The following is a 21,562-nucleotide window of genomic DNA, read 5'->3' as shown; positions in this document are numbered from 1 at the left end:
GGGAGGAGAAAGAAGTGGAACAATTAGGATTCTTATATGAACAGCATTTTATAAAAAATATTGAGATCTATCTTCGGCTTGTCATCAGTGCTCTACTAGGTATGTTTATCGGTTGGGACAGAAGTGCAAAAAATAAACCAGCGGGATTGAAAACATTTACATACGTTTCTGTATCTTGTACGTTAATTACCCTTATTTCTATTTATAGCGCCGAGGTTTTTGGCAATTCTAATATAAATAATCGAATGGATCCGATGCGTCTAACGGCTCAAATTGTATCGGGATTAGGTTTTTTAGGTGCCGGTCTAATATTAAAAGATGGATTACGCGTAAAAGGTTTAACTTCGGCAGCCATGGTGTTTTTCGCCGGTGGTGTAGGGATTGGAATTGGTGCAGGGTTTTATGGGATTGTATTAGCCTCTGTATTCATTACCTTCTTATCAGCGAAAATAAGTCAATTCATTGAAGATAGGCACAATCAGTCGATGGAAATGAAAGAAAAACAACGTAGGAGTGTATGAGGGAAGGCGTGGCTGGTCCAATTAAGTAAAAAAGACCGATTCAGCTAATGATTAAATTAAAAATCTAATAAATCGAATTAATTAAATGTAAAGGATTGGATAAATATGGGGAAAACATCGCTAATGAGAACAACCCTAGGAAACTATTATGTCGCGGTTACACATGAATCCCATCAGTCACATCTTATTTTTCGAGTGGAAGTGCCTATCTCAACCGAAGAAATCATGATCACCTACTCCTACTCACCAACAGAAGAAAATGGAGAAGTGAAGGTGGATGAATTGTTTTCACGTTATCAACTAGATAACAATATGGCTTCTTCCGATCGTGAATATATCCAATCCGTGAGAAATCTAATTACGATTTCAGCTCGCTCCAGTCAAGGATACGAAGGGAGCTGTCATCGGTTTGAATCAACAGGAACCGTCATTATTAACAATACTAAGTCATCACCTGGGATACATACAAAAGAAATTCATCCTGGATTTTGGGATATATCATTTAATTTCCATGCATTGGTCACGGAAAAAACTGAAATTCATTGTACGATACATGCTATACATAAAGAAGCAACCGTCGTGCAGCAGCCTATTCAAATAGCAGATATTAAAAAAGAACGATTAAAGAGGGAGCGAGAGAGGAAACACCATTCTCATTATCATAAAGTAGAGCTTCATTCACACACGGTACATAGCGATGCAAGCCATACAACTACAGAATTAATCACTGAGGCGATAAAGCAAAACATCGGTTGGCTGGCAATCACCGATCATAATACGATTAGTGCATTTGATGACATTTCAACAGGAAATCAACCGCTCAAATTGATAAAAGGATTAGAAATGACAACACTGCATGGTCATTTTTTAACCTTAGGTTATCAAGATCAATCACCAATTGATTGGACCTTAATTAATCGAGTGAATATAAATGAAAAATTAAAAGAAATGCATGAGCAGGGTTTACTTATCGGTATCGCTCATCCTTTTGATGTGGGAAGTCCCTATTGCACAGGATGCAGATGGCAATATGCGTTAGATTCTCTTGAATATATCGATTTTATCGAAGTCTGGAACTCTGAGGATCCTCATTATTCTCTCTCGAATGCTGATGCGATTGCCAAATGGACGCAGCTTTTGAATAGCGGGATTGAAATACCCGCAACATGCGGAAGGGATTGGCATCATTCAAATACAACTAAATTGCCTGCTTTTTTGTACGTGTTAGCAGATAAAGATACGGCCGAAAAGGATATATTAGAGGCGGTTAAACTAGGCAGAAGTTATATCACCCTTGCGCCTCAAGTGGATATGACAATTAACGAAGAATGGACGATTGGAGACAGGATTCCTTTAGATAATGGAAATGAAATGAAAATAAAAATTCTACTCACTCAATCAACTGGAGTCCATCTGGTTAAAATCGAATCAAATTTGGGGGATTTATATGAAAGTTATCAGTTCGATATCGATTGCAGAATAGGAAAATTAGATGATTTGATGTGGCTGAGAGTTTCAGTGTTTGATGAAGATCTCAACCGAATTTTAATAACAAATCCAGTTTATTTTGAGAAAGGAGGATTTATGTAATGGAAGTTACGACTGAAAAAACAATTGGAACAGAAGCAGCAGTGAAAAAAAGTAAAAAGAAAAAGGTAAAACCAATGAAGATTACTTGGAAAAACATTTGGAAACACCGCGCACAGTATATCATGCTTTTGCCTTGTATTATTTTTTTTATCACTTTTTCTTATTTACCAATGGCTGGTCTAGTTCTAGCATTTAAAGAATTTCGGTTTGATACGGGAATATTTGGCGGAGCTTGGGTGGGACTGCAATATTTTGAGCGTTTTTTTCAGGACCCCCAAAGTTGGACGTTTGTAAAAAATACACTCATCATCAGTTCGATGAAATTAATTTTAGCGATGCCATTTCCTATCATATTAGCACTCTTATTTAATGAAATAAAAAATAATAAAGTTAGAAGTTTATTCCAGAGTATTTCTTATTTGCCTCATTTTTTATCATGGGTTGTGGTTGTGGGGATTATCCAAAGTATTTTAGCACCAAATACAGGATTACTGAACCAAGTAATTTCATTTATGGGGGGTGATGGAAGTACATTTTTCTTAATGGAAGAAAAGCATTTTAATTCAATCATGTTTTGGAGCTATGTGTGGAAGGATATTGGCTGGAGCTCGATTATTTATTTTGCGGCTATTGCCGGCATTGATCCTGCCCTTTACGAGGCAGCGGCTATTGATGGCGCAAATAGATTCAGGCAGATCTGGCATATCACCTTAACAGGAATAAGACCAACCATTTTAATATTATTTATTCTATCGTTAGGCAATATTCTATCCGCAGGATTCGATCAAATCTATTTATTGAAAACACCAGGAAACGCAGAGGTTGCAGAAATAATCGATACGTATGTCATTCGAACCGGGCTTCAGAGCGGACAATTTGGATATGCAACAGCAGTTGGGATGATGCAAGGGATTATTGGATTGATCGTTGTACTTTTAGTTAACCGATTTGCAAGCAAGAAATTTAATACATCATTATGGTAAACCAATTATCAGGGGGAAAAATAGATGAAGAAAATTTCATACAAATTCTTAACTTTTGTTTTAATCGGGTTAATGTTACTGACTGCTTGTACAAATAAAGAAAAGAGCTCTAGTGAAAATCGGGAAAAGCCTGAGGGAGCACCAGATACATGGATAGCTGAGCGTACCATTAAAGGGCTTGTATTTATGAGCGATGGCGACGTTTCCGCTGAAATGAATCCGGAAATTGCTGCTGAATTAAAGAAAAAAACAGGGATTACATTAGAATTACAGGGGATTACTGTTGAAGATTCTACTGAAGCATTAACAGCAGGGTTAGCGGCAGGGGATTTACCAGATTTTATTGCCTACTACTTGGATCACAGTGGACGTCCTGAAATGCAAATTTTATTAAAGGGTGCTCGTGAAGGGATGTTCCACGATTTAACGCCGATGCTTAAAGAAACCAAGATCTATAGTAAGTATTTTGAAGAAGGATACCTGCCAAAAGACACGAAAGACAATGTTATGTTCAGAGAAGAATTTAAAGGGGCCAGCTATTTCGTTCATATGGCGATTCCTCGTGAACCTGGAACTGTATCGCGAAAATATGTTGGTGGCCCTTATATTTTAAAAGATATTGTGGATCAATTAGGTATTAACCCTGTAGAAATCGATACTCATGAAGAATTACGTGATTTAGCTGAGAAAATTAAAGCTGCTAACATTAAAGACGTAAATGGCAAACCGATTACACCGATTGGTCCAACAGCATGGGGCGGCGCCGACAGAGATTTCATCTTTAATGACCTTGTCTGGACAGGTTCTAAAGGTGATAAGTTCTTAAAGGACAAAGACGGAAAAATCAAGCATGAGTCACAAACTGACTTTGGTTTGAAACGTGTTAATTTCGTTAGAGAATTGTTAGCAGATGACCTTCTTCACCCTGAGTTCTTCACAATGGAAGAAAATAAAGCAAAGGAAGGTCTTGTTAATAAGTCGTTCGGAATCGTTGCTGATATGCACAATTGGCTTCCAGAGAATCTTGATTTGAAATATATCCCGCTTGGACCAATTGATACAGCTGAAGGCGATTATCAAATGCAATTACCTTACAAATCTGGATATGCAGGCTGGTCTATTCCATCAAGTACAGAGAACCCTGAAGATATTGTGAAACTAGCTGACTTCTTGGCAAGTCGTGAAGGGAAATTATTGAGCCAATATGGAATCGAAGGAAGAGATTATACGTTAGATGAAAAAGAAAATCCTCTTGTTAAAAAAGAGGTTTTAGAATTAAAAGAGAATGATCCTGCTGCAGCTATGAAACTAGGTTTTAGAGGTGTTCGTTCTTTCTGGGCGGAGCATCTTGGATATACAGATTTGGATGGTTTAGCAGACTTTGGTGAGTTCGAGTACGGTTCAAGAGTTGCTGGTGAAGATGCATCTGCCGCGGAAAAAATTATCGAAATGTGGAATTATGATGAGAAGTTAAAGAATGCAAAAGTAGTTGACGGCTCATCACCTAAAACGTTCATTTTTGAATTTGAAAACGGGGACAACCTAAATATTGCTTTAGACACATATAATGAAAATCTATTACGTGCTTACTATAGTAAGTCAGAAGAAGAAGCTAAGAAAATATTAAAAGATTCAAAAGAATTACTTGAGAAATCAGGATTAAGCGATTATATCAAACTTCTTGAGAAAAAAGAAAAAGAAGGAACAACAATCCGATTCTAAGAAAAGCAAAAGCGAAATTTTGGTGACGTGTTATTCGTCATTAAGACGTTGTGCTGAACAGCTAAAAAGCTTCCTTTCAATTAGAAAGTGAAAGGAAGCCCCCATTTTATTGTATTGGAGGGATATTCATGCAGCACCAACGGAAAAAATCGTGGAATTTCTTCAAGGTTTTGAATTATACCATTGTGGTGTTACTTTGCTTATCTATTATTCTCCCCTTTTTGAATATTCTAGCTCTTTCATTTAATGAGGGAACAGATGCACAAAGAGGCGGCATCTATTTTTTTCCTAGAGAATTTAGTGTTCAGAATTATTTAGAAGTCTTCAAGCAATCAACCGTTCTGAATGCATTAGGTATTAGTTTATTTAGAACCGTAGTAGGTACTGTTATTAGTGTATTACTGACGGCAATGGCTGCATATGCCCTTAAAACAAGGACGTTACCGGGAAGAAAGGTTATTACATTCTTCATCTTTTTCACGATGTTATTTAGTGGCGGCATTATTCCCTATTATTTAGTTTTAACAGAGCTTAACTTAACAAACAGCATTTGGGTCTATATTCTTCCAAGTCTTTATAGTGTGTGGAATATTCTCATTATGAGGACGTTTTTCAATCAATTACCAGACAGTGTAGTAGAAGCTGCTAAAATTGATGGCTGCAGTGAATTTCAAATCTTTTTCCGAATCGTTCTACCGATGAGCAAGCCAGTAATCGCAACGATAGGACTATTCAATGCAGTTGGCCATTGGAATGATTGGTTCTCTGGTGCCTTCTATGTTAGGGATCCTGAATTAAAACCACTTGCCACGCTATTACAAGAAATGCTAACGAGACAGCAGGCATTAGCGGATGCATTGTTAAGAAATTCAGGTGCTTATGCGGCGCTAGAAAAAATTACGGTGACAGGTGATTCATTGAAAATGGCAACGATAATTATTGTTGTGGCACCTATTATCCTTATTTATCCGTTTATCCAAAAACATTTTGCTAAAGGTGTAAATATTGGCTCAGTGAAAGAATAGAAGTCGAAAGGAGGAGACTTAGATGACCCAATTGAAATTTAAAAAAGACGGAACCTTTACGATTGTTCAATTTACTGATCTTCATTGGGAAAATGGGGATGAGTTAGACCTTAAGACTAATCAGTTAATGGAAAATATCTTAATGGAAGAAAACCCTGATTTGGTTGTGTTTACAGGGGATACGATTTATAGCCCAAGCAGTGAGAATCCGAAAGCTGCTTTCCGAAGGGCATTGGAACCAGTCGTAAATAGGAATATTCCATGGGCAGCTGTGTATGGGAATCATGATACCGAAGGCAATGTGACGAAAGAGGAATTATTGAATGTTATGCAAACAGAGCCTTATTGCCTTACTGAAGCTGGGAATGTCAGCGGTGTGGGTAACTATTTGCTGCATGTGATGGAATCCTCAGGGGTTCATTCAAAATGGGTCCTTTATTTTCTAGACTCGGGCATGGATAATCCAAACCAGTTGGTTCGAGGGTACGATTTTATTAAGCGTGATCAGATTGATTGGTACGTCAAACAGTCAATTAATTTAAAACAAAACGGGTCACCTTCTGAACTCCTATTTTTTCATATCCCTCTTCCTGAGTATAAAGAGGTTTGGGAAAATGGGACATGCTTTGGTTCAATGAATGAGGGCGAAATTTGCAGTCCTGTAGTCAATTCCGGACTATTTTCTGCCATGGTGGAAATGGGTACAGCCAAGGGGACGTTTGTCGGGCATGACCATTTAAATGATTTCTGCGGTGAATTATATGGAATTAAATTATGCTATGGGCGTGCGACAGGTTATAACGGCTATGGGGATGAAAAATTCCCGCGCGGGGCACGAATTATTAAACTACAGGAAAGTAAAACAGACTTTGAAACCTACCTTCGATTAGCAGATGGTACTTTAGTCGTACAGGAAAAACGAGAATTATAGATAGGTAGTTTGATGAACTACTTGAAGGAGCGGATATAGTTGTTTTGGACAGAGAAAAAGATTTCAGGCCGGATTAAGGAATTAGAAAAATACCGATACCGTGATCGAATAGCTATTCCAGAGTTCCGATTTCAATTGGATCGAACAGAAGGTGTTATTGTCCCAAGTCCCCCGGAAAATAACGAGTGGTCAACAATCTATTTAGGAGATCGTTGGTCTGGGCGTGATACATATGCGTGGCTGCAAACAGATATTCTTATCCCTGACAATTGGGAAGGGCATACAGTAGTAGGCGTATTTGACTTTGGAAAGACTGGCGATGGAAATAATTCTGGATTTGAGTCACTCCTTTATGTAAATGGTGTGCCTTTTCAAGGCGTGGATTCTAATCATCAGGAGACTTTCTTGCCTGATGATCTTATTGGTTCAAACATTCAGCTTTCATTTCGACTATGGTCTGGTCTGGAAGGGGGCGGCGAACCTAAGCCCCAAGAGCATAAAATAAAAAAAGCGGAATTAGTTTGGCTTGATGAAGCAGCAGATGATCTTTATTACACGGCATTGGCAGTTCTAAAAACGGTCCATGTCTTTAGTGAGCATTCACCGGAACGTCAAGCACTACTAGCGGCGATTGACCGTGCCTTTTTACAGGTGGATTGGTCGAAACCAGGTTCCAGTGGCTTTTATCAATCGGTAGCAGGAGCACGCGGGTTATTGGAAAAAGAGTTAAAAGAAATGAAGAAGCATCACCCGGTTACGATTAAAGCAATCGGACATACTCATATTGATGTTGCCTGGCTATGGCGTTTGAAGCATACGAGGGAAAAGGCAACACGTTCCTTTTCAACAGTTATGCGCCTAATGGAAAGATATCCGGAATATATCTTTTTACAAACACAGCCACAATTATACGATTACATAAAATCAGATTTCCCAGAGCTTTATGACAAGATTCGTTCCTACGTTAAAGATGGACGCTGGGAAGCCGGCGGCGGGATGTGGCTTGAGGCGGATTGTAACATTCCTTCAGGGGAGTCACTCGTCCGTCAGCTCTTAATGGGAACTCGCTTTTTCCGGGAAGAGTTTGGTGCGGAATGCAGTTATTTATGGCTTCCGGATGTGTTTGGATATAGTTGGGCGCTTCCGCAAATTTTGAAAAAGTCGGGCATTGATACCTTTATGACAACCAAAATCAGCTGGAACCAATACAATCGGATGCCACACGATACCTTCAAATGGAAAGGGATTGACGGAACAGAAATTTTAACCCATTTTATTACCACAACCGATACCGATGATGATTGGAAGCATATTTACACCTATAACGGTCAAATTTTGCCTGAAACGGTGATGGGCAGCTGGACCGAGTACAGGGATAAGTCCATTAATCAAGAATTATTGCTCTCTTATGGTTTTGGTGACGGCGGTGGGGGAGTCAATCGTGAAATGTTGGAAATGCGCCGGCGCCTGAATGAAATGCCTGGATTGCCGCATGTCGAGACAGGAAGAGCTGATGAATATTTTAAGAGATTACAAGAGACGGTTGAAAAAACCGATCAGTATGTCCATACATGGGATGGAGAGCTTTATTTTGAATATCACCGTGGTACCTATACGAGTCAGGCGTATAACAAGAAAATGAATCGTAAGCTGGAGTTACTGTATAGGGAAGTTGAATGGGCGACTGTTTTGGAGAGTCTCTTCGCTTCAAACTTTTTAAAGTATCCGTCCTCACAAATTAATGAAGGCTGGAAAATCATTCTGCGCAACCAATTCCATGATATTATTCCAGGCACATCCATTAGGGAAGTTTACGAGGATAGCACTTTAGAATATCAAGAAGCGGAAGAGCTTGCCCATACTTTATATTCCAGTTCCTTGAATTCCCTTGTAGTGGAGGAAGAAAATACGTTTACGGTATTGAATTCTTCGTCATGGGAAAAAGCAGGTCTGGTTTCAATTACATCTGAAAAAGGCATGGAGACAGGGGAATGGAAAAACGCCAAGGGCGAGAAACTTTCAGCCAGTCAGGAAGGGGAAAATTGGCTTGTCCAAGTCAATTCAATACCCTCTACTGGTATGGACATCATTCATTTTGAACCATCTGATGTACTGGATGATACTCATGCTCCTTTTGAACTTCTACCATCAGGAGTTTTAACACCTTTCTATGAAATAAAATGGAATGATCAAGGGCAGTTAACGAGGATTTATGATCGCCTTGCTAAGCGCGAAATTTTAGCACAGGGTGCAAAAGGGAATATACTTCAAGTGTTTGAAGACAAACCAATGAACTTTGATGCCTGGGATATTGATATATACTATCAGGAAAAAATGCGTGAAATAACGGATTTAAAAAGGGTAAAGGTAACAGAAGTGAACCAGCTCCGTATGGCAGTTGAATTTGAATGGTCCTATATGGAGTCAACTGTGAAACAAAGCATGTTTTTGTATGCATTAAGCCCGCGGATTGACTTTTTTACCGATATTTATTGGTATGAACAGAATCAGCTGGTAAAAGCAGCATTCCCAGTAGCTGTCCGTGCGACCGAAGCTACTTACGATATTCAATTTGGTAATTTAAAGCGTCCAACCCATTGGAATACGAGCTGGGATATGGCCCGCTTTGAGACGGTCGGCCATCAATGGGCTGATTTATCAGAACGGGGATATGGTGTCAGTATTTTGAATGACTGTAAATATGGTCACGATATCAAGGAAAATGTCATTCGGTTAACATTACTCCGCTCATCAACAGACCCGGATTACTTGCAGGACCAAGGACATCATCAGTTTACGTATTCACTTCTGCCGCATCAAGGCGATTGGGTTGAGGGGAATACGGTACAAGAAGCCTGGGATTTAAATAATCCACTCACTGTTTCAAAAGGTAGAGCGATTAAGTCCGCTTTCTCACTATTCCGTATTTCTGAGGATCATATCATGATTGATGCTATTAAGAAAGCAGAAGATAGGAACAAAATTTTATTGCGTATCCACGAATTTACCGGCCGACGGGGTTCAATCGAAATTCGAAGCGATTTGGCGATCAGCTCATGGCAGGAATGCGATTTAATGGAACGCCCGATAGGCAGTTTAGTTTCGATGGGAAGCATTCAATTTGAGATAAATCCATATGAAATTAAAACGTTCCTTGTTGACGTTGCCGGGAATGCTTAAAACAGATAAGGAAATTAATACCGAATTGTCTTGATTGTTGGAAGGGAGAATAGCTATGCCAGAATCTGAAATGCTTCGTGTGATGACCTACAATATGCGTTATGCAGATGAAACCACCCCCCATTCATGGGATGAGCGTAAAGGTTTGATTAAAGAACTAATCCTGAGAGAAACTCCGGATCTTATTGGTACACAGGAGTGTCTGTTCCGCCAGGTTCGTGATCTCAAATCCATGCTGCCTGATTTTGATTGGGTCGGGTTAGGCAGGGAAGGTGGAAGCAAAGGGGAATACACGGCAGTTTTTTATAAAAAAGAACGGTTAGAGGTTTTGGAGTATGGCGATTTTTGGCTTTCTGATAATCCTTCTCAAATTGGTTCCTGCACCTGGGGAAATATCTGCCCCAGGATGGTGACCTGGGTTCGCTTTCTTGACAGGCAAACGTACAAGCCATTCTACCATTTTAACACGCATTTAGATAATTATTCGTTATTAGCTAGATTAGAAGGAGTTAAATTAATTGTCCAAAAAACATTGGAAATTGACCCATCCATCCCGATTGTTTTAACTGGAGACTTTAATGAGAACGAACATTCGGAACCGTATCAGGTGATCGTTGGGGATGGACGGTTTTCGGATTCATGGTTTATGGCTGATCAGCGATATAACGAAGAATTTGGAACATTTAATGATTTTAGTAACCATTCAGGCGGGAAAGAACGGATTGACTGGATTCTTGTACGCGGAAATATCGCTGTGGAGTCTGCCAAGGTCGTAGGAGATTGTCCGAACGGTTGTTTTCCGAGCGATCATTTTCCAATCGTTGTGGATCTAAAAATAAAACACGCTCTCTAGTCTCCCTAGGGAAATATTAGTAAAGTCAAACCTGATCCTGAAAATCTATAAGGAAATTATTCGGAAGTGATGGGGGAATATAGGTGAAATATATTTCAATCGATGGAACGGAAAACAGTCAATCTATCAAAATAGAAATTTCCCAGCTAATATTGGGAACCGGTGATTTTTTTAGATTCAATCCAGATGATGTGAATGCTCTATTAGATAAATTTTTTGAAATTGGTGGAAATACGATTGATACCGCCCATCAATATATCCGTGGTGAGGAAATTATCGGAAAATGGATGACACATCGGCAAAATCGTGAAAAAATCAGAATTTTAACAAAAGGCGCTCATAACGATGATGGAGAACCTGGTAAGCGTGTCAATCCTAAGTTGATTACAAAGGATTTAATGGAAAGTCTGGAACGTTTACAAACCAGCTATGTGGATTTATATGCGCTTCACCGTGACGATTTAGAGGTTGAAGTAGGACCGATTGTGGAAATACTCAATGAGCATATTCGGGCGGGACGCATCAAAGCTATAGGAGTGTCGAATTGGACAACTAAGCGCCTGGAAGCCGCCAATGTTTATGCAAAGGAGCATAATCTTGTCCCATTCACATTTAACAGCCCGAACTTAAGTCTTGCAAAATGTAATATCCCACGTTGGCCAGGCTGTGTTTCTGCCGATGAAGAGATGATCGAATATCATGAAGAAAAGAAAATGCCTTTACTGTCATGGTCATCACAAGCGGGTGGTTTTTTCTCGGGATACTTTACACCAGAAAATCGTGAGAACGAGGAAATGGTGGAAGTCTATTATTCTACTGATAACTGGGAACGATATGACAGAGCAAAGCAGCTTGCTGAAAAGATTGGTGTCACGCCAATCCAAATCGCCCTTGCCTATGTGTTAAATCAATCCTTCCCTACAGCAGCCATCATCGGACCTGAAAAAGTAGCTGAACTTTTTTCCTCATTCGAGGGGTCCAAACAATCACTTGATCAGGATTTAGTAAAATGGCTTGATTTAAAATTAGCTAAAAAACCTGTTCTATTACAATCTTAAACATAAATTCTACCAGGGAGACTTCCCTTGAAGGGTGATAGAAAAATGAAACATAAATTTGCCGCACAGCTTTATACTTTACGCAATGAGCTGCAGCAGGATTTTACAGGTGTATTAAGGAAGTTAAGTGAAATGGGATGGGAGGCTGTCCAAATCGACGGTCTATTTGGATATCCTGCTGAGGAGATTGCAGCTGTACTAAGAGAAACAGGCCTAAAAGTGGCAGGAATGCATATAAGTCTTGAACGGATGAATAATGAATTGAAAATGGTTTTAAGAGAAGCGGACCTTTTCGGAACCACTGATTTCTTCTGCCATTACTTGGAGGAGGAATATCAAAGTGTAGAGGGATATAAGCGTGCAAAACGGGAGTTGCTTGATGTTGCTAGAAAAGTGTCTCCTATCGGATATCGTGTCGGTTATCATAATCATGATTTTGAGTTTCAGGCAGAAATTGATGGGGATTATGCCCTTTCCTATTTGCTGAAACCTGAAGGCAACCAATTTATCATTCCAGAAATTGATACGTATTGGGTGAAAATGGCCGGTCAAGACCCATTAGAGTATATCAAACAATTTCCGAATCGAATACCGATCTTGCACTTTAAAGATATGACCAATGATGAAAAAAAGTATTTTGCTGAAGTAGGTACGGGCAGCATTAACTTCGAACCTATTCTTCAATGGGGTGAAGAAAACGGGGTAGAGTATTACTGTGTTGAACAAGATTATTGTCCTGGAAGCCCATTTGATAGTTTAGAAATAAGCTTAACGAATCTAGTGAAAATGGCTCAAAGGTTAGGCTTTTAGAAAGTTTTTTAATTCAAGCTTGTTAATACTGTTATAATTTCCCAAAGGTATAGTTCCATCACATGGTGTTTAGAGAAAACTTCCTAATACAAAAGACGGAAGGACGGATAAAAATGAATCCCTTAAAATTTGAAAAAGCTCGTCCACTTGATCTTATTGCCATCGGTCGACTTTGTATCGATCTAAATTCCAATGAAACTAACCGGCCGATGGAAGAAACGAGCGTGTTCACGAAATATGTTGGCGGATCACCAGCCAATATTGCGATAGGTTCAGCAAGGCTCGGTCAGAAGACAGGCTTTATTGGCAAAGTAGCTGATGACCAAATGGGCAGGTTTATAACGGGCTATCTTGAAAAAAATGCGGTTGATACGAAGGGTGTGAAGATCGATCGTACAGGAGCCGTTACTGGTCTTGCGTTTACAGAAATAAAAAGCCCGAGTGAATGCAGCATTTTGATGTACAGGGACAATGTGGCGGATTTAAAGCTGCACCCATTAGAAATAGATGAAAACTATATCAAACAATCAAAAGCACTCTTAATTTCAGGAACTGCACTTGCAAAAAGTCCGTCACGTGAAGCTGTTTTTCTCGCTATCGATTATGCAGTAAAGCATCATGTCACTGTGTTTTTTGATTTAGATTACCGCCCTTATACATGGACTGACGAATCAGAAACCGCCGTTTATTATAACCTGCTTGCTGAAAAATGTGACGTTATTATTGGTACAAGAGAAGAATTTAATATGATGGAAAAATTGCTAAATATCAAGGAAGCAGATGATCATTTTACGGCATCCCGCTGGTTCACATACCGTACTAAGATGGTTGTCATCAAGCATGGAGGTGCCGGATCTATCGCTTATACGAAGGACGGGAGGTCCCACCGCAGCGGTATTTATCAAACCAACGTTTTAAAAACGTTTGGTGCCGGTGATTCATATGCATCCGCTTTCATTTATGGATTGATGAAGGGTAAAGACGTTTCCGAAGCAATGAAAATGGGCAGCGCTTCTGCCTCCATTGTTATCTCGCGCCACAGCTGCTCTGAAGCGATGCCGACAATAGAAGAGCTTTTATATCAAATGAAAACAGGGGTTTACGAACCAGTTCAATAAAGAATGTAACAGGGTTTAACGAACATGTTCAAAAAGGAAAGAGAGGATTTAACATGACCCAAACTACAACAAAAATACGATTGAAAAACTATATTGGCGGCAAGTGGGTGGATTCAGTTGCAGAAAAGACGGAAATTGTGGTTAATCCTGCAACTGGTGAGGAGATTGCCATTGTTCCTCTTTCTACAAAGGAAGATGTAGACCGTGCTGTTCAGGCAGCAAACGTAGCATTTAAAACCTGGTCTCAGGTATCTGTTCCTAAACGTTCTCGCATTCTATTTAAATATCAACAGCTACTTGTTGAAAATTGGGATGAGCTTGCAAAGCTCGTGACAAAAGAGAATGGCAAAAGCTATTCGGAAGCACATGGCGAAGTCCTGCGAGGGATTGAATGTGTTGAATTTGCTGCAGGTGCACCTACTTTAATGATGGGTAAACATCTCCCTGATATTGCAACGAATATAGAATCTGGCATGTACCGTTATCCGATTGGTGTTGTAGGAGGCATTACACCTTTTAACTTTCCGATGATGGTTCCTTGCTGGATGTTCCCTCTGGCCATTGCATGCGGCAATACCTTTGTATTAAAACCATCAGAGCGTACGCCGCTTCTTGCCTCTCGTCTTGCTGGATTATTTGAAGAGGCAGGTCTTCCAAAAGGGGTATTGAATATTGTAAATGGTGCACATGATGTGGTAAACGGCCTTCTTGAGCATAAGCTCGTTAAAGCTATTTCATTTGTTGGCTCACAGCCTGTTGCGGAATATGTATATAAGACAGGTGCTGCTAATCTTAAGCGTGTTCAAGCACTTGCAGGGGCAAAAAATCACTCGATTGTTTTAAAGGATGCAGATCTTGAAGCAGCAGCGAAAGAAATTACAAGCGCTGCATTCGGTTCAGCGGGAGAGCGCTGCATGGCAGCGGCTGTTGTAGCGGTAGAGGAGTCTGTAGCAGATGAGCTGGTTGCAAAGTTAAAGATGGCAGCTGATGAGATTGTAATTGGTAATGGACTTGTTGAAGGGGTCTTCCTCGGACCGGTTATTCGTGAATCCCATAAAGAGCGGACCCTCGGGTATATTGCTTCAGGTGTCGAGCAAGGAGCCGTACTTGTTCGTGACGGCCGTAAAGACGAGGTGGTACAAGGAGCCGGCTACTTTGTCGGACCAACCATCTTTGATCACGTTACACAAGAAATGAAGATTTGGCAGGATGAAGTTTTTGCACCAGTCCTTTCGATCGTTCGTGTAAAAGACCTAGCAGAAGCAGTGGAATGGGCAAATGCTTCGCCATTCGCGAATGGCGCATGCCTTTATACAGACAGCGCATCGGCTGTTCGTCAGTTCCGTGAGACCATTGATGCAGGTATGCTTGGCATTAATATTGGTGTTCCGGCTCCGATGGCGTTTTTCCCATTCTCAGGCTATAAAGATTCCTTCTACGGAGATCTCCATGCGAATGGTCCTGACGGAGTTGAATTTTACACGAGAAAGAAAATGGTTACCGCGCGTTATGTGAAGTAACTCAATCATTGGGAAGAGGAGGGATGGTAATTGTCCGTGCCGCTTCCCATTTTTTTATATAGAGAGGAGAAGGTAAATGAGTACGATTCGTTTAACAACTGCACAAGCACTGGTGAAATTTTTAAATGCGCAGTATGTGGAATTTGATGGCGAACAGGAACGGTTTATTAAAGGGATCTTTACCATTTTCGGCCACGGGAATGTGTTGGGTCTTGGGCAGGCATTGGAAGAAAACTCGGGCGATTTAGAGGTATACCAAGGCCGAAATGAGCAGGGGATGGCTAATGCAGCTATGGCGTTTGCTAAGCAAAAACACCGGAAACAGATTTTTGCCTGTACGTCCTCCGTCGGACCTGGTGCAGCCAACATGATTACGTCTGCAGCGACAGCTACAGCGAACAATATCCCGCTATTATTGCTGCCGGGTGATGTCTTCGCGAGCCGCCAGCCGGACCCAGTGCTGCAGCAGATTGAACAAACGCATGATTTATCGATTTCGACGAATGATGCCTTCCGTCCTGTGAGTAAATATTGGGATCGTGTCAGCCGCCCTGAGCAGCTAATGTCTGCGATGCTGAATGCGATACGCGTTTTGACGAATCCCGCAGAAACTGGGGCAGTAACGGTTGCACTTCCGCAGGATGTCCAAGGAGAGGCATGGGATTTCCCACAAAGCTTTTTTGCAAAACGAGTACATAGAATCGAGCGCCGACTCCCATCTATTGAAAGCGTAGAGGATGCAGTGAAACTTATTCAATCGAAGAAAAAGCCATTGATTATTTTAGGCGGTGGTGTCCGGTATTCTGAAGCAGCAGATTCATTTTTGCAATTTGCTGAAACGTTCAATATTCCATTTGCAGAAACACAGGCTGGGAAAAGCGGTGTGGAAAGCAATCATCGATTAAACCTTGGCGGGCTTGGTGTAACAGGCAACTCGGCAGCAAATACCATTGCCAAGGAAGCTGATTTAATTATTGGTGTGGGCACTCGTTTTACCGATTTTACAACAGCCTCAAAACAATTGTTTGCCGGAGCAGACATTGTAACCATCAATATTTCTGAGTTTCACGCATCAAAGCTGTATGCGGTAAAAGTTGTTGCTGATGCAAAAGCAGGGCTTGATGCGATCCTTGCGAAACTTCAAGGTTATACATCCGCCTATGAAAATGAAATCCTGGAAGCACAGCAGGGCTGGCAGGATGAACTTAAACGCCTATCTGCTATTTCTTATCGCGAGAACTTCACACCGGAAATTGCCGGGCATCTTGATGAGCAATTGCCTGAGTACAAAGAAGCGCTCGGCACGGAACTAACCCAAACAAGCGTAATTGCAAAGATGAATGCTCTGCTTGATGATCAAGCGGTCATCGTCGGTGCAGCAGGAAGTCTGCCGGGCGACTTGCAGCGGATGTGGATCTCTAAATCCCGCAACACATACCATATGGAGTATGGATACTCCTGCATGGGCTACGAAATTGCCGGGGCATTTGGAGTGAAATTAGCGGAACCAGATAAAGAAATCTATGCGATGACAGGTGATGGCAGCTATTTAATGCTTCATTCAGAACTTGTCACATCGCTTCAGGAAGGGAAAAAGATTAATGTTGTCCTGTTTGATAATTCAGGCTTTGGCTGCATTAACAATTTGCAAATGGGGAATGGCATGGGCAGCTTTGTCACGGAATTCCGCAAACGGAATGATGAAACTGGTAAACTAGATGGTCCAATCATGGCCATTGATTTTGCAAAGGCCGCTGCAGGCTATGGGGCAAAAACATACTCTGTCCGAACGATGGCGGAATTAGAGGCAGCCGTTTGGGATTCGAAAAAGCAAACCGTCAGTACACTTATTGACATTAAAGTCCTCCCAAAAACGATGACAAACGGCTATGGGGCATGGTGGCATGTCGGTGTTGCAGAAGTATCGGAAAAAGAAAGCATTAAAGCTGCATTGGAAGAAAAGGAATTAAATCTTCAGAAAGCACGTTCCTATTAAGGGAGGAAAAAAGTCATGTATGAAAAGCTTGGAGAATTAAAAGAGGGCTATACAGCGATTACTGAAATAGACGGCAAGCACGGTGATATGCAGCAAGATATTGGCATTTACAAATTGCAAGCAGGAAAAGCTGAAACAATTTCCGAAACCAGGAAGGAAACAGCGGTCCTCCTTCTTGAAGGAAATGTTCGTCTAGAATGGAATGGAGAATCAGTTGAAATTTGCCGTGGTTCTGTTTTTGAAGATAATCCATGGTGTCTTCATGTTCCAAAAGGTATAGATATCATCGTCACAGCATTTACGGATAGTGAAGTGCTTGTTCAAAAAACAGATAATGAAAACAGCTTTGAAGCAAAATTATATACCCCAGAGGAATGCGAAAGTACAGTGGCTGGGGAAGGGGTTTGGAACGGAACGGCGGAGCGGGTAATCCGAACGATATTTGATTACAATAATGCACCGTATTCGAATCTTGTAATTGGTGAAGTAATCTCCTATCCGGGCCGTTGGTCAAGCTACCCGCCACATCATCATGATCAGCCTGAAGTGTATTACTATCGTTTTGATAAACCACAAGGCTTCGGCTGTGCGATGGTTGGCCAGGAAGCATACCGGGTTGAACATAATAGTTATATTACCATCCCTGGTGACCTTGATCACCCACAGGCAACCGCTCCAGGATATGTCATGTATTTCTGCTGGATGATTAGACATCTCAAAAACAATCCATGGACAGACCGCGTGATGGAAGAAGAACATAAGTGGCTTCTAGAACCGGATGCGAAAATCTGGCCGAAAAAGTAAAGCATCAAACCCTACAATTTCTTGATGAATTGAAAAAAAAGACCGTCTCTCTTTCCAGTTTATAGGAAGGAGAAGTCGGCCTTTTCATAAAACTATTTTAAACTCCCTTATATGCTTTGCGGTAAATTTCAGCTAATTCGGTTACTAAAGGCAGCTTAGGGTTAGCAGTGGTACATTGGTCTTCAAATGCTTTATCTGCGAGGTAGTCAACCTTGCTTTCAAAAGTGTCTGCCTCAATATTATTTGCTTCGATACTCATTGGGATATCAAGCTCTTTTGCCAGGCGAATGATCGCTTGAACTAGGCTTTCAACTCCTTCTTCTGTGGTATTCGCAGGCAGTCCAAGTGTTCGTGCAATTTCTGCATAGCGCTTATCTGCCACAAAGTGTGCGTATTTCGGGAATGCTGTAAACTTATTCGGTTTGGCAGCATTATAGCGAATGACATGCGGCATTAATATTGTATTTGCACGTCCATGAGCGATATGGAATTCTGAGCCGAGCTTATGGGCAAGGCTATGATTGATACCAAGGAAGGCATTCGCAAAGGCCATACCAGCAATCGTTGAAGCATTATGAACTTTTTCACGTGCCAATTCGTCACTGCCATTTCGATAGGCTCTTGGCAGGTATTCAAATACAAGCTGGATGGCTTTCATGGCAAGTCCATCTGTATAATCATTAGCCATACAAGACACATAAGCCTCAATGGCATGGGTCAATACGTCCATTCCAGTATCCGCCGTAATATGTTTAGGAACAGTCATTACAAATTGCGGATCAATAATCGCTACATCTGGTGTTAATTCATAATCGGCAAGCGGATATTTAATATTTGCTTCCTTATCCGTTATGACGGAAAAGGAAGTTACTTCCGAACCTGTTCCAGAGGTGGTTGGAATCGCAACAAATTGTGCCTTTTCACCTAACTTAGGATATTTCACAATTCGTTTTCGGATATCGAGAAATTTCTGTTTTAACCCAAAGAATTCAGATTCTGGATTCTCATAGAACAGCCACATCCCTTTGGCAGCATCCATCGCTGACCCGCCGCCGAGAGCAATGATTACATCCGGCTGGAATTTAGCCATCATTTCGGTGCCCTTCATAACCGTTTCAATGGATGGGTCTGGTTCTACCTCTGAAAAAATTTCACAATGAACATAATCCGGACGTTTCCTTAAATAATAAAGTACCTTATCAACATACCCTAGTTTCACCATTCCAGGGTCCGTTACAATGAATGCTTTAGAAATCTTCGGCATTTTAGCTAAATACTGAGTGGAATTTTTCTCGAAATAAATTTTGGCTGGAACTTTAAACCATTGCATATTAACATTCCTTTGGGCTACTTTTTTGATATTGATTAAGTGAATCGCACCAACGTTAGTGGAAACAGAATTTCCTCCATATGAACCACAGCCAAGTGTTAGTGAAGGCATGTAAGCATTGTAAAAATCACCGATGGCACCCTGTGACGATGGGGCATTGACAATGATTCTTCCAGCTTTCATCCGGTAGCCATACTGTTTAATTACTGTTTGGTCTTGGGAATGGATGACTGCAGAATGTCCTAACCCGCCAAACTCTAGCATTTCTTCTGCTCTTTTTAAGCCTTCTTCAAGGTTACTTGCCTTGTAACAGGCTAGGACTGGGCTTAATTTTTCTCTTGATAGCGGGTATCCTGGTCCGACACCATTTAATTCAGCTACAAGTATTTTTGTGTTTTCTGGAACTGTTACTCCTGCCAATGCAGCAATTTTACTTGCAGCCATTCCAACAATATTCGGATTAACGGCACATGAAACTTCATTAATAACTAATTTTTCAACTTTTTCTTTTTCTTCTTCATTTAAAAAATAACAATTATTTGCAATCATTTCATTTTTGACTTGAGAATAAATTTCTTGATCAATAATCACAGCCTGTTCAGATGCACAAATCATTCCATTGTCAAACGTCTTTGATAAAATTAAGTCGTTCACTGCTTGATGGATATTGGCTGATTTCTCCATATAGCATGGAACATTTCCAGGTCCAACACCGAGGGCTGGTTTACCAGAGCTATAAGCGGATTTGACCATTCCTGCACCGCCAGTTGCAAGAATCATAGATATCCTTGAATGATTCATCAGTGCTTGTGTAGCCTCAATGGATGGCGTTTCAATCCATTGGATGCAATTCTCAGGAGCCCCTGCCTTTATCGCTGCATCCCTAAGGATTCTTGCCGCTTCGCTGCTGCATTTTTGTGCGGATGGATGGAAGGCAAAAACAATTGGATTTCTCGTTTTTATAGAGATTAGTGCTTTAAACATTGTTGTCGATGTTGGATTGGTTACAGGTGTAACACCTGCAATTACGCCAACGGGTTCGGCAATTTCAATGATGCCTTCATGTTCGTTTTCGTTGATAATGCCAACGGTTTTATCATATTTGATATTATGATAGACATATTCAGTTGCAAACATATTTTTAATAATCTTATCTTCATAAACGCCTCGTTTAGTTTCCTCAACAGCAAGTTTTGCAAGCTGCATATGCTGATCAAGACCAGCTAAGGCCATTTGCTTCACAATAGAATCAATCATTTCTTGATCAAAGCTGCGGAATTCTTCTAACGCTTTTAGACCATTTTCCACCAAAGTATCCACCATTGTAGTTACACTTTGCATATCCTTGCTCATTTTTTCTGCCACTGCCATTTTAATTCCTCCAATTTCTTAAAACTTTGTGATATATTTCACATATAGCTGTAAAAAAATAATAACAAACAGAATTTATATGACTTACATTGTTACTCGCATACAGGGTTTCGTGGTATCTTTTCAAAGGATATGTCAGTAAGGACCTTTGAATATTTTTTTACAACGATGACAAAGTTTACAGTCCATATATAAGTTGGAATGTTTTCGTTATCCTTGAACATCATTGCCTCAAATTCATCACCAACAGTTTCTTCGAAAGTTTCTTGTGTATACGTTTCAGAATCTGTTGAAAAGGATTTCCATTCACATACCATCATGTCATATCACTCCTTGAACCTTTTATAAGTTTATAATAACACCGATTTCCAATGATGGTTTGTGAAATATTGAACAAACTTTGAAATATTAACAAATATACTAAAAATGGTACTTTTTACCTAAAGAGGAGGGGGGGATCAAGTGTAATTGGTTCCGTTATCAGGTGCTTTTCTTAAAATACGTCTTTTAGAAGTCTTGTCCTAAATCGAGTAACCAGCAAAAATAAAACATAAGCGGAGATTTTCCGTTTAAATGCAGAATGGAGCTGGTTTCGGGGTAAATAAGCGGAGATTTTCCACTAGCATTGCAAAAATATCCACAAGGGTATACAAATATTACTTTATATGGATTCTAAGTATAATTTTTCCATACTGATTTCTTGACTCTGAGCCAAAAAGTCAAGGGGTTTGTAATCGAACCTAGTTATCC

Annotated in this window: 16 protein-coding genes; 14 read left to right on the top strand and 2 right to left on the bottom strand. The window is 40.5% G+C overall.

Annotated features, from left to right (window positions below):
* Positions 1 to 14: 14 nt before the first annotated feature.
* The 14 genes from ACY3XC_RS21815 to ACY3XC_RS21750 all read left to right on the top strand — a co-directional run bounded on the left by ACY3XC_RS21815 (position 15) and on the right by ACY3XC_RS21750 (position 18,111).
* On the top strand, positions 15 to 521 hold the full coding sequence (locus ACY3XC_RS21815; RefSeq protein ID WP_464870425.1) for an MgtC/SapB family protein: 507 nt from the start codon (positions 15 to 17) through the stop codon (positions 519 to 521).
* Positions 522 to 626: 105 nt separating this feature from the next.
* Positions 627 to 2,111 (top strand): CehA/McbA family metallohydrolase, encoded by a 1,485-nt coding sequence (locus ACY3XC_RS21810; RefSeq protein ID WP_464870424.1) that lies wholly within the window; start codon positions 627 to 629, stop codon positions 2,109 to 2,111.
* 41 nt (positions 2,112 to 2,152) lie between these two features.
* Complete coding sequence (locus tag ACY3XC_RS21805) at positions 2,153 to 3,094, top strand: ABC transporter permease (protein ID WP_464870523.1); 942 nt, start codon at positions 2,153 to 2,155, stop codon at positions 3,092 to 3,094.
* A gap of 33 nt (positions 3,095 to 3,127) precedes the next feature.
* On the top strand, positions 3,128 to 4,816 hold the full coding sequence (locus ACY3XC_RS21800; protein ID WP_464870522.1) for an extracellular solute-binding protein: 1,689 nt from the start codon (positions 3,128 to 3,130) through the stop codon (positions 4,814 to 4,816).
* Between the two features lie 128 nt (positions 4,817 to 4,944).
* A complete protein-coding gene (locus tag ACY3XC_RS21795) occupies positions 4,945 to 5,841 on the top strand; it encodes a carbohydrate ABC transporter permease (protein ID WP_464870423.1) in 897 nt (298 codons plus the stop codon).
* Between the two features lie 22 nt (positions 5,842 to 5,863).
* A complete protein-coding gene (locus ACY3XC_RS21790; RefSeq protein WP_464870422.1) occupies positions 5,864 to 6,772 on the top strand; it encodes a metallophosphoesterase family protein in 909 nt (302 codons plus the stop codon).
* 39 nt (positions 6,773 to 6,811) lie between these two features.
* Positions 6,812 to 9,952 carry an alpha-mannosidase gene (locus tag ACY3XC_RS21785; protein WP_464870421.1) on the top strand — a complete coding sequence of 1,047 codons (3,141 nt, stop codon included), beginning with the start codon at positions 6,812 to 6,814 and terminating at the stop codon, positions 9,950 to 9,952.
* Between the two features lie 55 nt (positions 9,953 to 10,007).
* On the top strand, positions 10,008 to 10,805 hold the full coding sequence (locus ACY3XC_RS21780; RefSeq protein ID WP_464870420.1) for an endonuclease/exonuclease/phosphatase family protein: 798 nt from the start codon (positions 10,008 to 10,010) through the stop codon (positions 10,803 to 10,805).
* 83 nt (positions 10,806 to 10,888) lie between these two features.
* Positions 10,889 to 11,863, top strand: a complete 975-nt coding sequence (locus tag ACY3XC_RS21775; protein ID WP_464870419.1) for an aldo/keto reductase — start codon at positions 10,889 to 10,891, stop codon at positions 11,861 to 11,863.
* 45 nt (positions 11,864 to 11,908) lie between these two features.
* Positions 11,909 to 12,673: a sugar phosphate isomerase/epimerase family protein gene (locus tag ACY3XC_RS21770; RefSeq protein WP_464870418.1), complete on the top strand. Its 765-nt coding sequence runs from the start codon at positions 11,909 to 11,911 to the stop codon at positions 12,671 to 12,673.
* A 113-nt stretch (positions 12,674 to 12,786) separates the two neighbouring features.
* Positions 12,787 to 13,791: a 5-dehydro-2-deoxygluconokinase gene (gene iolC, locus ACY3XC_RS21765; protein ID WP_464870417.1), complete on the top strand. Its 1,005-nt coding sequence runs from the start codon at positions 12,787 to 12,789 to the stop codon at positions 13,789 to 13,791.
* A gap of 53 nt (positions 13,792 to 13,844) precedes the next feature.
* Positions 13,845 to 15,311, top strand: coding sequence for a CoA-acylating methylmalonate-semialdehyde dehydrogenase (locus ACY3XC_RS21760; RefSeq protein WP_464870416.1), 1,467 nt, complete (start codon positions 13,845 to 13,847; stop codon positions 15,309 to 15,311).
* Between the two features lie 76 nt (positions 15,312 to 15,387).
* A complete protein-coding gene (gene iolD, locus ACY3XC_RS21755; protein WP_464870414.1) occupies positions 15,388 to 17,307 on the top strand; it encodes a 3D-(3,5/4)-trihydroxycyclohexane-1,2-dione acylhydrolase (decyclizing) in 1,920 nt (639 codons plus the stop codon).
* Positions 17,308 to 17,322: 15 nt separating this feature from the next.
* The gene (locus ACY3XC_RS21750; RefSeq protein WP_464870413.1) at positions 17,323 to 18,111 is read left to right on the top strand and encodes a 5-deoxy-glucuronate isomerase; all 789 of its coding nucleotides are present in this window, start codon (positions 17,323 to 17,325) and stop codon (positions 18,109 to 18,111) included.
* A gap of 97 nt (positions 18,112 to 18,208) precedes the next feature.
* Here ACY3XC_RS21750 and adhE read toward each other — a convergent pair whose 3' ends face one another.
* Positions 18,209 to 20,812, bottom strand: coding sequence for a bifunctional acetaldehyde-CoA/alcohol dehydrogenase (adhE, locus tag ACY3XC_RS21745; protein ID WP_464870412.1), 2,604 nt, complete (start codon positions 20,810 to 20,812; stop codon positions 18,209 to 18,211).
* Between the two features lie 92 nt (positions 20,813 to 20,904).
* A complete protein-coding gene (locus ACY3XC_RS21740; protein WP_179157788.1) occupies positions 20,905 to 21,132 on the bottom strand; it encodes a hypothetical protein in 228 nt (75 codons plus the stop codon).
* Positions 21,133 to 21,562 lie beyond the last annotated feature (430 nt).

The organism is Bacillus sp. CZDM1 (genome assembly GCF_055502545.1).
This window is presented reverse-complemented; position numbering and strand designations above follow the sequence as displayed.